This is a genomic window from Streptomyces sclerotialus, from assembly GCF_040907265.1.
Lineage (GTDB): Bacteria > Actinomycetota > Actinomycetes > Streptomycetales > Streptomycetaceae > Streptomyces > Streptomyces sclerotialus.
The window spans coordinates 420,704-434,387 of the sequence record NZ_JBFOHP010000002.1 but is presented as its reverse complement, the minus strand read 5'-3'; the positions used below and the strand labels follow the sequence as shown (position 1 = coordinate 434,387).

Annotated in this window: 12 protein-coding genes; 8 read left to right on the top strand and 4 right to left on the bottom strand. The window is 69.2% G+C overall.

The features are described 5' to 3' along the window. Positions 1 to 51: 51 nt before the first annotated feature. The 4 genes from AAC944_RS02110 (at position 52) to AAC944_RS02095 (ending at position 5,915) form a co-directional block, all read left to right on the top strand. Positions 52 to 1,968: a hypothetical protein gene (locus tag AAC944_RS02110; RefSeq protein ID WP_490368258.1), complete on the top strand. Its 1,917-nt coding sequence runs from the start codon at positions 52 to 54 to the stop codon at positions 1,966 to 1,968. A 317-nt stretch (positions 1,969 to 2,285) separates the two neighbouring features. Beyond that, entirely contained in the window at positions 2,286 to 4,121 is a 1,836-nt protein-coding gene (locus AAC944_RS02105; RefSeq protein ID WP_030607410.1) for a carbamoyltransferase family protein, read from the top strand. A 41-nt stretch (positions 4,122 to 4,162) separates the two neighbouring features. After that, on the top strand, positions 4,163 to 4,336 hold the full coding sequence (locus tag AAC944_RS02100; protein WP_196942763.1) for a hypothetical protein: 174 nt from the start codon (positions 4,163 to 4,165) through the stop codon (positions 4,334 to 4,336). A gap of 19 nt (positions 4,337 to 4,355) precedes the next feature. Further along, positions 4,356 to 5,915, top strand: coding sequence for an NAD(P)-binding domain-containing protein (locus AAC944_RS02095; protein ID WP_030607412.1), 1,560 nt, complete (start codon positions 4,356 to 4,358; stop codon positions 5,913 to 5,915). 176 nt (positions 5,916 to 6,091) lie between these two features. On the opposite strand, the gene AAC944_RS02090 is transcribed toward AAC944_RS02095, so the two are convergent. Together AAC944_RS02090 and AAC944_RS02085 are read right to left on the bottom strand one after the other, a co-directional pair. Further along, the gene (locus AAC944_RS02090) at positions 6,092 to 7,063 is read right to left on the bottom strand and encodes an NmrA/HSCARG family protein (protein ID WP_030607413.1); all 972 of its coding nucleotides are present in this window, start codon (positions 7,061 to 7,063) and stop codon (positions 6,092 to 6,094) included. Continuing rightward, complete coding sequence (locus AAC944_RS02085) at positions 7,060 to 8,022, bottom strand: NADP-dependent oxidoreductase (protein WP_030607419.1); 963 nt, start codon at positions 8,020 to 8,022, stop codon at positions 7,060 to 7,062. Before AAC944_RS02085 ends, AAC944_RS02090 begins: the two co-directional genes overlap by 4 nt. A 129-nt stretch (positions 8,023 to 8,151) precedes the next feature. Between AAC944_RS02085 and AAC944_RS02080 the strand changes: the two genes are divergently transcribed. After that, positions 8,152 to 9,180 carry a GlxA family transcriptional regulator gene (locus AAC944_RS02080; protein WP_051871293.1) on the top strand — a complete coding sequence of 343 codons (1,029 nt, stop codon included), beginning with the start codon at positions 8,152 to 8,154 and terminating at the stop codon, positions 9,178 to 9,180. A gap of 87 nt (positions 9,181 to 9,267) precedes the next feature. Here the strand turns inward: AAC944_RS02080 and AAC944_RS02075 are convergent, their stop codons facing one another. Further along, positions 9,268 to 9,717, bottom strand: a complete 450-nt coding sequence (locus tag AAC944_RS02075) for an ATP-binding protein (RefSeq protein ID WP_030607423.1) — start codon at positions 9,715 to 9,717, stop codon at positions 9,268 to 9,270. A gap of 643 nt (positions 9,718 to 10,360) precedes the next feature. On the opposite strand from AAC944_RS02075, the gene AAC944_RS02070 reads away from it, so the two are divergent. The 3 genes from AAC944_RS02070 (at position 10,361) to AAC944_RS02060 (ending at position 13,143) form a co-directional block, all read left to right on the top strand. Beyond that, on the top strand, positions 10,361 to 10,699 hold the full coding sequence (locus AAC944_RS02070) for a MerR family transcriptional regulator (protein ID WP_030607425.1): 339 nt from the start codon (positions 10,361 to 10,363) through the stop codon (positions 10,697 to 10,699). A 424-nt stretch (positions 10,700 to 11,123) separates the two neighbouring features. Further along, the gene (locus AAC944_RS02065; RefSeq protein WP_030261656.1) at positions 11,124 to 11,327 is read left to right on the top strand and encodes a cold-shock protein; all 204 of its coding nucleotides are present in this window, start codon (positions 11,124 to 11,126) and stop codon (positions 11,325 to 11,327) included. A gap of 346 nt (positions 11,328 to 11,673) precedes the next feature. Continuing rightward, on the top strand, positions 11,674 to 13,143 hold the full coding sequence (locus tag AAC944_RS02060) for a DEAD/DEAH box helicase (RefSeq protein WP_030607427.1): 1,470 nt from the start codon (positions 11,674 to 11,676) through the stop codon (positions 13,141 to 13,143). Between the two features lie 47 nt (positions 13,144 to 13,190). Here AAC944_RS02060 and AAC944_RS02055 read toward each other — a convergent pair whose 3' ends face one another. Continuing rightward, positions 13,191 to 13,541, bottom strand: coding sequence for an STAS domain-containing protein (locus tag AAC944_RS02055; protein WP_030607430.1), 351 nt, complete (start codon positions 13,539 to 13,541; stop codon positions 13,191 to 13,193). Positions 13,542 to 13,684: the final 143 nt, after the last annotated feature.

Here is a 13,684-nt window from a genome sequence, read left to right as displayed (position 1 = left end):
ATCCTGGTCCTCGGCGATTCGTGCAGCGCCGGCATCGGGGCCCCGCAAGCCGTGTACCCGGTGGTCCTGCACGCATTACTGGGCAGGGCACACCGGATCGAGAACCATGCGGTGCCGGCCTTCAGCAGCGCTGACGCGGCGCGTTACTACCTGCGCGTGCAGGCGCGGCGACGCTGGGACACCGTGGTCGTCTACCTGGGCAACACCGATGGCGCGCAGTCTCCCCACAAGGGTGCCTACCGTCGCTGGCGCGACATCCGGAAGCCACGGCGGAACCGGGGCGACCGCCGCTCGGTGATCCGCATCCGGCCGCCCGAACAGGCAGTGTTCGACGAGGGGCAGGAGTCGCCGACCGTCGCCACCACACCACGCGAGTTCGGCAGGAACATCGAGTCGATCGTCCGCGCGGCACGGCACCGGCGTACGCGCATCGTCCTGATCAACCCCGTTGCCAATCACCGTTTCCCCGCTGCTCTCATGGGAAGCAACGCACCGTTCTACCGCTTCGTCGGACTGGACAACTCATGGTCAGGCACACTGAAGGCGAACGGCACGCCGTCGGACCTGCTGATCGAGGCCATCGGCGCGCACGAGCGAGGCGAGGCCGCCACTGCGCTCGACCGCTACCGCCGGCTCATGGACCGTCCGTCCCGGGCGGCAACGATCGCCACGAACAACCTTGCCGTGCTGCTGGACGAGCAGCACGGTGGTGACCGCCCGCTGACCATGTTGCGGCAGCTGGCCGGGGCCGACGGTGCCTCCGGGGCGGTCGCCGCCTTCAATCTGAGTCGTATGCTCGACCGCCGCGGCCGGCACGAGGAGGCTTTCGAGTACGCTCAGCTGGCGGTGGAGCGGGACAGCAACCTCTACCGCGCCAAGAGCGCGTACCGGCAGCACATCACGCACCTCTCCGCGTACGACCACGTCGACGTCATCGACCTGGCCCAGGTCCTCGCGCCCGGTGACTTCGTCGACTACTGCCATCCCACCGCCGAGGGACACCGGGCCATCGCGGAGGCCATCAACGAGCGGCTGCCTGGCGGCCCGCGCAGCGGCTCCGAACGCGATGCGGGATATCACTGCGTACACCCGAACACAGACGCGTTCTTCGACATCGGTCGCACGATGACCGACCGGTTCGCCATCGATACGCGCGCCGAAGGGGGTGACGTACAGCGTGCCACTGCCGTCATGGTCGACGGGGCCCGCGAACCGGAAGGCCCGGGCGCTGCGGCAGCGACCCCCGAATGGCCGGTGCCGGAGTCGGACGTCCAGGCGAACGTGGTGCACACACTCCGGTTCGCGTTCCGGCATCCGATGATCACGTCGCTGGCGGACGTCCGAAGGGCGCCGCCCGTGCACGGGTGGGAGACCGGGCGTTTCCCGGAGTTCTATCTCTACCGGCTGCTCCACGGCTACGCCGCGATGGCCGAGGCGCGCCGGCTGGATGGACTGCCGGACGCTGCGGGCAGCCATTGGCAGCTGGCACCGGACATCCACCGGGAACGCATCCTGCCGGACCTACCGTTCGACCGCGTTGCCGAACCGGCTCCGGACGTGGCGTACTGCCGGCGCGTTCTCGACCGGGTCCGCCACCATCTCGCCGGCCACCCGGCTCTCTTCGAGGACACCCGTGCCGAACGCATCGCGAGGGTGAAATTCTGGTACTTGCGCGAGGGATTTCGCTACGGAACACATTCCCGGCGCAGCATGCTCTATCCGTTGTGGGAACTGGAGCAGGCCGTCGAAGCGCTGTACGTGTGCGTGTTGGCCGCCAGGGCGCTGCCGGACGCGGCTGCCGAGAAAACAGCGCTCTCCCTGCTGGAGAAAATGGACCGGCTCCGCGGCGTACACGAAAGATATGCCGACTACGATCTTCTGAACATGTGCGGACCCGAGCGCGCCGCATACAGGGCGGAACTGGCCGGCGCCCGTAAGGAGTTCGCCTCCGACCTGCGAGTGGCATGAGCGCGCTGCTGCGATGTGGTGCACCCGGTCCTGGCCCGCTCGCATTCGCCGCCGGTTCTCCGTCGGTATTGCTAACACTTTACTGCTCGATGCATCGACTGCCGCTCGCCGTTGCCGTAGCGTCAATGCCAGGCTTTTCGGGAAGGAGAACCATGACGCGGATCCTCCAGAAAATACCGTTCATCGGCGCACTTCTGAGGAAGCGGGCAGCGCGCAGGAGGAAGCCGGACGACGACGCTTCGATGTATCCGCTCTACTGATGCCGGTCCGACCGCGCCGGGGCTCGCACCGCGCTCGCTTCCTTGGAGAGGGGTTGGATGTCCACGTTGGTGCTCGGAATCTCCGCCTACTACCACGACAGTGCCGCGGCCCTGGTCAGCGACGGCATTCCGATCGCGGCGGCGCAGGAGGAGCGTTTCAGCCGGCGCCGCCACGAACCCGGATTCCCCACCGGGGCCGTGCGGTACTGCCTGAACGAAGGCGGCGTCGGGCTCGGCGACCTGACGGGAGTCGCCTACTACGAAGACCCCCGGCTGAAATTCCGGAGAGTGCTCGCCACATTTCTGGGGGCTGCGCCACGGGGATTCGTGCCGTTCCGCAGTGCCCTGCCGGCCTGGCTCGGATGGAAACGCCGTGCTGCCGACGTGGTACGGGCCGAACTTGCCGCGCTCGCGCCGGGGCCGGTTCCCCGCGTATCCTGTCGGCGGCACCACGAGTCACACGCGGCGTCCGCCTTCTATCCAAGCCCCTTTCGGAGCGCTGCGGTGCTCTGCATCGATGGGGTGGGGGAGTGGGCGACCACCACCATATGGCACGGTGTGGAGCGGCGCCTCCGTCCGGTCGCTGAATTGCGTTTTCCGCATTCGCTGGGGTTTCTGTACTCCGCTTTCACCTATTTCTGCGGCTTCAAGGTGGACTCGGGCGAGTACAAGCTGATGGGGCTCGCGCCGTACGGAACACCGCGGTACGCCGATGTCATCCGTAACCAGCTCATCGACATCAAGTCGGACGGATCGTTCCGGCTGAACATGCGGTACTTCACGTACTTGCACGGCCGCACCATGACCGGGCGTGGTTTCGAAGAACTCTTCGGTGGGCCGCGACGCGAACCGGAGGGCCCGCTGACCGAGCGTGAATTCGACCTGGCGGCGTCCGTACAGCAGGTGACCGAAGAGGCCGTCGTCGCACTCGCCCGGACGGCCCGGCGGCTGACGGGCGAACGCCACCTGTGCCTGGCCGGCGGTGTCGCGCTGAACTGCGTGGCCAACGGCAGGCTCGCACGGGACCCGGACATCGAGGAGATCTGGGTTCAGCCGGCGGCCGGCGACGCGGGCGGCGCGCTCGGCGCGGCCCTGTCGTTGGCGAACGACCAAGGCGCGCTGCGCCCGCACACGGAGCGGGGCCGGGACGCCATGGCCGGGGCACTGCTCGGCCCTGCATACGGCGAGGAGGCCATCCGGACCTGCCTGGACCGCAGGGGCATCCCGTACACCCGGCTCGAGACGGACGAGCTGGTACGACAGGCAGCGAGCGCCCTGGCAGCCGGTCAGGTCGTCGGGTGGTTCCAGGGCCGGATGGAGTTCGGCCCCCGGGCACTGGGCAGTCGCTCGATCCTCGGCGACCCGCGGGACCCGGGCATGCAGGCGAAGATGAATCAAAAAATCAAGTTCCGGGAGTCGTTCCGGCCGTTCGCGCCGTCGGTGCGCGCGGAGAATGCCCGGGAGTATTTCCGGCTCGCTCAGCAGAGCCCGTACATGCAGCTGGTCGCCCATGTGGACGCAAGCAAACAGGTCGGCACCGACGACGGCCATGGCCTCACGGGGCTGGATCTGCTGCGTGTACCGCGCTCGGTGATTCCGGCCGTTACGCACGTCGACCTCTCGGCGAGAGTGCAGACGGTGGCGGCGGACGACAATCCCCTGTACCACCGGCTGCTGACCCGCTTCGGAGAGCTGACCGGCTGCCCGGTGCTCGTGAACACCTCCTTCAACGTCCGGGGCGAACCCATCGTGAACACCCCGGAGGAAGCCCTCACCTGCTTCCTGCGCACCGACATCGACGTTCTCGCTCTGGGGAACTTCCTCGTCTCCAGGCAGGACAAGCCGGAGCGGCGCGATGAGGAGGACTGGCGCGCCGCCATCCCGCTCGACTGACCACCACGACACTGCCGAAGCGGCCGACCGGAGGAATCCGCATGCGCGCAGTACTTCTCTTCCTGCTCTACTACCTCGTCGTCACGCCGGCCGGCCTCCTGGTGCGGGTCTTCCACGACCCGCTGCACCGCGCTCGCCAGCCGCACCGCAACACCTATTGGATCCCGAGCACCGAACGCTCCCGTACGCGGAAGCGCCACCCGGCGAACGTCTGAAGACCGTGGAGAGGCTGAGATGACGCACACCACGACGGACTACCTGATAGTGGGCGCAGGCCCGGCAGGCCTGCAATTGGCCTACTACCTCGAACGCGATGGCCACGACTACACGGTGCTGGAGCAAGGTGACGCCCCAGGTACGTTTTTCACCACCTTTCCCCGGCACCGCCAGATGATTTCCAACAACAAGCGGTACACCGGGAGCGACGACCCGGAGTTCAACCTGCGGATGGACTGGAACTCCCTGCTCTCCGACGACCCGAAACTGCTGTTCACGCGCTACAGCGAGCAATACTTCCCGCCGGCGGACGACTTCGTGCGCTATCTGGCGGACTTCGCGGCAGGCCACGGCCTGCGCATCACCTTCGGCCGCCGAGCCGAACGGGTCTCGCGGTGCGCGGAGGGTTTCACCGTCCTGGACGACCACGGTGACACCTACCGAGCTCGCCGCCTCGTGATGGCCACCGGGGTGAGCCGCGCCAACGTCCCGGACATACCGGGTGCGGACCTCGCGGAGCACTACTCCACGGTGTCGGTCGATCCGGAGGAATTCACCGGACAGCGCGTGCTCATCATCGGAAAGGGCAACTCGGCGTTCGAGACCGCCGACAACCTCGTGGCCAACGCCGCCGTCATTCATGTCGCCGGACCGCGTCCCGTCAGCCTGGCGTGGCACACGCACTTCGTCGGCCACCTTCGGGCCGTGAACAACAACTTCCTGGACACCTACCAACTCAAGGCACAGAACGCGGTGCTGGACGTGCCGGTGAAGCGGATCGCTGCGGCGGAGGGCGGCGGCTGCTGGGTGACCTTCGGGTTCACCCGGGGCGAGGTCACGATTCCGTACGACCGTGTCATCGCCTGCACCGGCTTCCGCTTCGATGCCTCCGTGTTCGACGAGGGCTGCCGTCCGCGGCTCGCCGTCAACGACCGTTTCCCCGAACTCACCGACCGTTACGAGTCGGTGAACGTCGAAGGGCTCTTCTTCGCGGGAACGCTGACTCAGCAGCTGGACTACCGGAAGTCGACGAACGGCTTCATCCATGGGTTCCGGTACGGTGCCCGCGCCCTCTACCGCACCCTGAACGAGCGTTACCACGGCGTGCCCTGGCCGGCTCGCGACGTGGCGCCGGACACCCGCGGACTCGCCGCCGCCGTTCTGGCACGGGTGAACCGGTCTTCCGCCCTGTGGCAGCAGTACGGAACGCTCGCGGACTTCCTGGTGGTGCCCCCCACCGGACAGGCCCGTTACTACGAGGAGCTGCCGGCCCGGCCGGACCGGGCAACGGTGGCCGGCCCCGCTGACGACGTCTTCCTCGTCACCCTCGAGTACGGCCCTGCCCACGAGGCGCAGGTGCCGTTCGCGGGCGAGGTGGTGCATGCGAGCAGCGGCACCGCTTCCAGCTATCTGCACCCGGTGGTCCGACACTGCCGCGCGGGTGCGGTCCTCGCCGAGCATCACATTGCGAGCGACCTGGAGAACGCATGGCAGGACGAGGCGGCCCACATCCGTCCCTTGGAAGCGTTTCTCGACGATGCCCTCGCCAGGAGCGGGGCGGGGGCGGCAGTCGGCTGAAGGACGGCTGCCGGCCCCCGGCCGTCGTGTGGCGCGGAAGGCGCTGGGCGGCACGGCGGATCGCGCCGGTCCCGCCGGCACCGACCCGGCGACGAGGCGCCGCTGGAGGAAAGGGGGCTCCTCGGCACAGCCGCCGCCGACGGCTGTGAGCCGAGGATGACGGTGCCGCCGCGTGGTCATCTCCCGGCGGCGCCGTCCCATCGCGTGGTGGCCAACCAGTCGCCGAAGGTGGCGAGGTCGGGGTGCAGGGCGCGCAGGGCCGGCAGGTCCCGGTCGTGGGAGAGGAGGTCGCGGTCCTGGAAGAAGGCGAACATCGCGGCCAGGTCGTGGCCGATACCGGGTAGAGAGCGGCTGAACTCCTCCAGGTCCACCGCCTGATACACGCTCGGCACACCGGTTGCCTTCTCGAAGGCTGCCGCGATCTGGTCACCGGTGAGCGCTTCGGCGGCGATGCGCAGGGTCCGGCCGCCCCAGTCGTCCCAGTGGTCGAGCTGGTGGCGGGCGAAGAAGGCGATGTCGTCGAGCGCGATCAAGGGCCAGCGACCGGTCTCGCCGAGCGGCAGGGCGAACACGAGGCCCTCGCGTCCGTCGGACAGCCGAGCCGGCTGCGGGGCCAGCTCGTACAGGTTCTCGAAGTACGGTGCGGTCACCAGGACGGCGACATGCCGCGAGTACCAGCCGTCGGTCTCCCGCCGCATGGCCTCTTCGGAGCGCTGCAACGCGATGTGGGCCTCCACAGCGGCCTTCGCGTCGTAGTGCGGGACCGGGATACGCCCGTCGGTGAGGACGGCGGCGTTGTCCAGTGACGACCAGACGAACCGGTCCACCCCGGCCTGCTGTGCCGCGCGCAGGGCCCGCAGCCCCTGTGCGTACTCCTGCTGAGGGCTGGCGGTGGCGAAGAAGTCGGTGTTGCAGAAGGCCTCGTCGACGCCTTGGAAGGCAGCCTTCAGGGACTGCTCGTCGTCCAGGTCACCGCGGACGGGCCGGATGTCCCCGGGAGTGCGCTCGACCAGGGCGCGGGCCCGGTCCGAGGACGGGTCGCGGGTCAGCACCCGCACGACGGTGCCGGTCCGTGCGGCGAGGGCGCGGACGACCCGGGACCCCATGGCCCCGGTGCCTCCCACCACGAGCGCGGTCGTCGACGTCACTGCGCCACCTCCAGCACGAGCTTGCCGCGGGTGCGGTTGGTCTCGCCCAGCCGGTGCGCTTCGGCGGCCTGCTCCAGGGGGAAGGTGCGTTCGACCTCGACCCGGACCGCGCCGGAGTCGACCAGGTCGGCGACGGCCGACAGGGCGGCGGCGTCCGGCTCGACCAGCAGTGGGCTGGTGCGCACCCCCGCCTGCCGGGCCGCGGTGGCCAGGGCGTCGGAGACACCGCCCGGGATGGAGACGATCAGCCCGCCGGGCCGGGTCACCGACACGGACCGTACGTCGGTGTCATCCGCAGCGCCGATCAGGTCGATCACGACATCGACCTTGCCGGTGGCTTCCTCGAACCGCTGCCGGGTGTAGTCGATGGTCTCGTCCGCGCCCAGTTCCTTGAGCCAGGTGTGCCGGGGCTCGCGGGCGGTCGCGATCACTTCGGCGCCGAGGTGCTTGGCGAACTGCACCGCCAAGTGCCCCACGCCACCGGCCGCGGCGTGCACCAGTACCCGCTGCCCGCCGGTGACGCGCGCCGTGTCCACCAGGGCCTGCCAGGCGGTGAGCGCCGCGAGCGGCAGGGCCGCGGCCTCGACGTGCGAGAGCGAGGCCGGCTTGCGGGCGAACTGGCGGGACGGTGCCGTGACGAACTCGGCGTATCCACCGGCCGGGCGCGGGAACCACGGCATGGCGTAGACCTCGTCGCCGGGTGCGAGCGTAGTGACCCCGAAGCCGACCTCCTCGACGACGCCGGAGACGTCCCAGCCGAGGATCAACGGCAACGTCTGCAGCCCGGCCATACCGTGGCCTGCGCGGGTCTTCCAGTCCACCGGGTTGATCCCGGCGGCGTGCACGCGTACCAGCACCTCGGTCGGCAACGGCTCGGGGCGTGCGACCCGCCCGGCGGCCAGCACTTCCGGTCCGCCGAACTTCGTGATGGTGACGGCGCGCATCGTCCGCTCGCTCATATTTCCTCGCTCATATCTGCTTCGCACGTTCTTCGGCCCGGGACCAGCCCCCGGCCACGTGCTTCAGCCTCGCCGACGCTCAGGGACGCCGTGAGTGGCCGGGCAGCCACCTGTCGTACCATTCCAGCCATGCCGCATCGTGTAGCCGTTCTCGCCCTCGACGGGGTCATGCCGATGGACCTGGGCATTCCGGCCCGGGTGCTCAACGAGGCCCTCGACCCGACCGGGGAACGGCTCTATTCCGTGACGACCTGCTCGCTCGGCGGCCGGCCGGTCCGCACCAACGAGGGCTTCCGGATCGTCGTCGACGACGACGAGTCACTCCTTGAGGGTGCGGACACCGTGGTGATCGCCACTCAGGAGCCCGACGAACTCCTGCTGGCCACCGGTGAGTTGCCCGACCGGGTTGCCGCGGCCTTCGGCCGGATCGGGCCCGGGGCCCGCATCGTCAGCCTGTGCACATCGTCGTTCCTGCTCGCGGCGGCCGGCCTGCTGGACGGGCTGCGGGCCACCACCCATTGGGCACTGTGCGACCGGTTCACCCGGCTGTTCCCCGACGTCGAGGTGGATCCCGACGTACTGTTCGTCGACAACGGACGCATCCTGACAGCTGCCGGCGGGGCGGCCGGCATCGACCTGTTCATCCACCTGGTCCGCAGGGACCACGGCGCGGCCGTGGCCACCTCCGCAGCACGACGGTGCGTGGTGGCTCCATGGCGCGAGGGCGGGCAGGCACAGTTCATCGAGCACCCGGTGCCGAAGGATGCCGACCGTTCCACCTCGGCCACCCGTCAGTGGGCACTGGGCCGGCTGGCCGAGCCGCTCACGCTGCGGGACATGGCCCGCCACGCGCATATGAGTGAGCGCACATTCACCCGGCGGTTCCGCGCCGAGGTGGGCACCAGCCCCCTTCAATGGCTGCTGCAGAGCCGGCTGACCCAGGCACGCAGCATGCTGGAATCCAGCGACCTGACCGTCGCGCGGATCGCCACGGCCTGCGGCTTCGGGGACCCCGTCGCGCTGCGTAAGCACTTCCACAGCCACCTCGGCCTGTCCCCACTGGCCTACCGCCGCGCCCACCGCGCCCCTGAACCGGCCCGTTCCACCCCTTCGTGTACCGAGGCCGGCTCCCTTCCCAAGCAGTACGCCTCCACCTAGGCCTTGCCGTGACGCGGGCCCAGCCCGGTGAACGGGGGCATCAAGACGGTTCGGAGCCGTGATCACACCGGACACGACAAGATCGTTTCACGGTGTTCCGCGTGTACGGGACAGCTCCTGGCGGAGGATGCGGGCGTGGATGGTTTTGCCGTGGCCGGGCCCGGTGTCGTGGGTGATGATCAGGGTGTGGGTGAGGTGGCGGACCAGATTCCAGCCGAAGCCGCCGCCTTCATCCAGGTCCGGGGCGCGTTCCTGAGGGGATGCGGGGCTGGGGTCGCTGACGGCCACGTCCAGCGTTTCGGGCCCGGCGGAGAGCTGAAGGGTGTAGTGGCCGCCGCCGTGGCGCAGCGCGTTGGTGACCAGTTCGGACACCACCAGGACCAGAGTGTCGGCCGTCGCGGGATCGGGGCGGGGCGTGAGGCTGTCGGCGAAGGCGCGCGTGGCCTGACGGGCGCGCTGGACGCCGGCCGCGCTGTCCCCTTGCAGCACGGTCGAGGCGGGGGCCGGCGGGCGGGTGGTGACCTTCGTGCTCTTCATCTGCGTAACACCCCACCTGGATCGGTTGCACGGTTTCGCAGGGCCCGACTGCCCCGCTCCACGGGCATCCAGGCATCCTTGCGCTGCTGGTACAGATCTCCGGCGCCGTCTGCCGACAGAAACACGAGTCACTCCAATGCAGGAAATCTGTCGCGACGACTGTAGACATGCGCGGGTCGCAGGGGTACTGTTTTGCCTGTAGCCACGAGATCGAGTGAAGTGCGGCAGAGGACGAACTGTCGCGCAGCAGAACCGAGTAGCAACGGCACGGCAGTGGAGCGAGGGAGCCGGAAGGTACAAAAAGGGTTCCGTCGCTGACTGCCGTGCCGGGCGGCCCGCCAGGGGCCGCGAGCAGTACCGCAAGTTCCAGCAGTACGAACCAGAAGGCCGAGAGAGAAGGAGGCAGACGCCATCAGGATCGCCCGGGCGAGGAAGTGTCACCGCCTGGGTACCGCAAGGCCCCGGATGGGAAGGTGGTCCCCGGTCACGCAACTGCGATCCCCGCGCCTCCGGCCTCCCAGGCGGAGAGACGCGGAATGAGAAGGCCGGCGCAACAGTCGCCGGCAGATGGTGTTGAAATCCTCGGGGCCTTGGTGCCGTACGGCACCAAGGCCCCTCGACGCATGACCGCCACGAGGTGCAGATGACAGCAGACAATCCGCTCGACCGTCTCGATGACGACGACTACCCCGCCTACACCATGGGCCGCGCCGCCGAGATGCTCGGCACCACCCCCGCCTTCCTGCGGGCCATAGGCGAAGCCCGCCTGATCACTCCGCTGCGCTCCGAGGGCGGCCACCGCCGCTACTCCCGCTACCAGCTGCGCATCGCCGCCCGTGCCCGCGAACTGGTCGACCAGGGCACCTCCATCGAGGCGGCCTGCCGCATTGTCGTTCTCGAAGACCAGCTCGAAGAGGCCAAGCGCATCAATGAGGAACTGCGCCACTCCGCCGCCCAGCCCCACCGCCCAAGCGACGCCTGACATCGGCGACCTGCCCCGCGAGTGGCCGGAACGCACTGGTTCGACGGCCGTCCATCGTTTCCTCAAGGCGCCGCTGTTCCGAATGTCTCGAAGCGGCCCAGCTCCTCAATGAGCGAGCGGCGCAGCTGGAACATTTCGACAGCCTGCTGGATGAAAATATCTGGTCTCGCCGTTGCAGAAATGCGGGTATGTGTGGCGAGCTTTTTCGGCCCGGCGGATCCGGGGCGAAAAATTGTCGCCTTCTCCCGGAGCGGCCGTGCTACGGTTACGTCAGTTGCAGTTGTGGTTCCCCGAAACTCCGAGTGTTCCTCCCGAATTCTGGGGGAGTCTCGTGTGTTCCGGTCTTCCCGGAAGGGCGATCATCGCGGCAGCTCCGGTTCCTGCGCAGTGCGGGTTCCGGGTATCGCCCCGAAGGAGATGTATTTTGGCTACTGGCACCGTGAAGTGGTTCAACGCGGAAAAGGGCTTCGGCTTCATCGAGCAGGAGGGTGGCGGCGCTGACGTGTTCGCCCACTACTCGAACATCAACGCCGCCGGCTTCCGTGAGCTGCTCGAAGGCCAGAAGGTGAGCTTCGACGTCACGCAGGGCCAGAAGGGCCCGCAGGCGGAGAACATCGTTCCCGCCTGACGCTGACGCGCACAACGAGCTGGGGCACGCACCTGCGTGCGGCCCCGGCTCGTTGCGTTGTTCACGCTCGCCCGCAGCGACGGACTTCCGCCCGCAGCGGCGAGTGAGCGGCAGCACCGTCTGCCGCAACCGCGAGTCGGGGCGGGCAGCCTCTCCCGGCTCCCTCGCACCCGTATACCGGTCACGTTCGTCACGGACCGCGTCCCGGTGCCTCTTCACGACGACTCGGCGCCATTTCGGGCCCCGTTTGTTTCGTCTTTTCTCCGGCTCGGTCTTGCGAATCCGTACGTAATGAGTAGCACCGCGGCGAATTCCTCGATACGTGCCGCATCGAGGAAGGTTCTGCATGAACCGCACTGCTCGCACCACCGCCGACTCCTCCCTCTCGCACAGCGGCGCCGGCGGCTCCGGCCGCGACAGCCGCCGCCCGCAGGGCACCGCTCGCCGGGGTGGACCTTCCCGCTCGGCCACGGCCAGGCACCCCCGACAGGGACGCGCCACAGGCGCCCCGCAGGAGTTCGCCCTGCCGGTCACCCACACCGCGCCCTTGCCGGCTGTGGACACGTTCGCCGGCCTCGACATGCCCGACCGCCTGAAGACCACGCTCCGCGCCCACGGCATGAGCGCTCCGTTCCCGATCCAGGCCGCGACGCTGCCCGACGCGCTGGCCGGCCGGGACGTGCTGGGCCGCGGCCGTACGGGCTCAGGCAAGACCCTCGCCTTCGGTCTCGCCCTGCTGGCCCGCACCGCAGGGCAGCGAGCCGAGCCGCGGAGCCCGCTGGCGCTCGTCCTCGTCCCCACGCGGGAGCTGGCACAGCAGGTAACGGCCGCGCTCACCCCCTATGCCCGCGCGTTGCGGCTGCGGCTCACCACGGTGGTCGGCGGTATGTCGATCCGCCGTCAGGCACGCGACCTGCAGACCGGCAGCGAGGTGGTGGTCGCCACGCCGGGCCGGCTCAAGGACCTCATCGAACGCGGCGACTGCCGACTGGACCGGGTGGCCATCACGGTCCTGGACGAGGCCGACCAGATGGCCGACATGGGCTTCATGCCCCAGGTGACCTGCCTGCTCGACCAGGTACGCCCGGAGGGGCAGCGCCTCCTGTTCTCCGCCACCCTGGACCGCAACGTCGACCTCCTGGTCCGCCGCTACCTGACCGATCCGGTGGTCCATTCCGTCGATCCCTCCGCGGGCGCGGTCGCCGCCATGGAGCACCACCTGCTGCACGTACAGAGGGCCGACAAGCAGGCGACGACCACGCAGATCGCCGCCCGTGAGGGACGCGTGATCATGTTCTTGGACACCAAGCACGCGGTGGACCGGCTCACCAGTGACCTCCTGGCGGTCGGGGTACGCGCCTCGGCCCTGCACGGCGGGAAGTCGCAGTCCCAGCGCACCCGCACCCTCGCCGGTTTCAGGTCCGGCCACACGAACGTGCTGGTGGCTACCAATGTCGCGGCCCGCGGCATCCACGTCGACAACCTCGACCTCGTCGTCAACGTCGACCCGCCGAGCGACCACAAGGATTACCTGCACCGCGGCGGTCGCACTGCCCGCGCCGGCGAGTCGGGCACCGTGGTGACCCTCGTTCTCCCGGGACAGCGCCGCGGCATGAACCGCCTGATGTCGGACGCCGACATCACCGCACAGGAAACCAGGATCCACCCGGGCGAAGCCGACCTGAGCCGGATCACCGGCGCCCAGGCACCCTCGGGCATCGCCCTGACCGCCGCAGACACCCAGCCCCCCGAGCGCACCGGCACCGCGCGGCAGGCACGGCGCAGTCGCCCTGCCCGACAGCGGCGCCGCTCCTGAGCCAGTGCGCGTGCGGCGGCGGGCCGGCCGTGGAGGTCGCACGGGGCTCACTCACCGCGGTCCTCCTCCAGCAGAGTCAGGGGGATCTCGGGCCGGTCCCAGCCGCAGGCGGTCAGCATCTGGGCGACGTCCGAGGTCCTTGTGTGCAGAATCAGGCGCCGGTCGGGTTCCAGGAGCTCGGCGTAGGTCACCAGGGCGTGCAGCGCGGGGAAGCTGAAGAAGGTCACCTCGCTCAGATCCACCGTGATGTGTGGCGATTCGCCGTCGAGTGCGAGCAGGTGGCCGAGGAGGGCGGTCTGGTTGGTCATGTCGACCTGGCCCTTCAGGCGCAGGCCCGGAGGGTCGGTGGTGGGCCAGATGCGCAGCAGCGCATCGGCGTAGAGCGGCAGACGACGCACGGGGAGCCTCTTCCCTGCACACCACCATGGATGCTGACGCGAACATGGCCGCGGCTGTCCGCGACCAGGCGGTCGGAGCCGCCGGGCAGTGTGGCAGTCGGTGAGCGATCGCAGAGGATCGAAGAACGTCCGCTGGCGGCGTG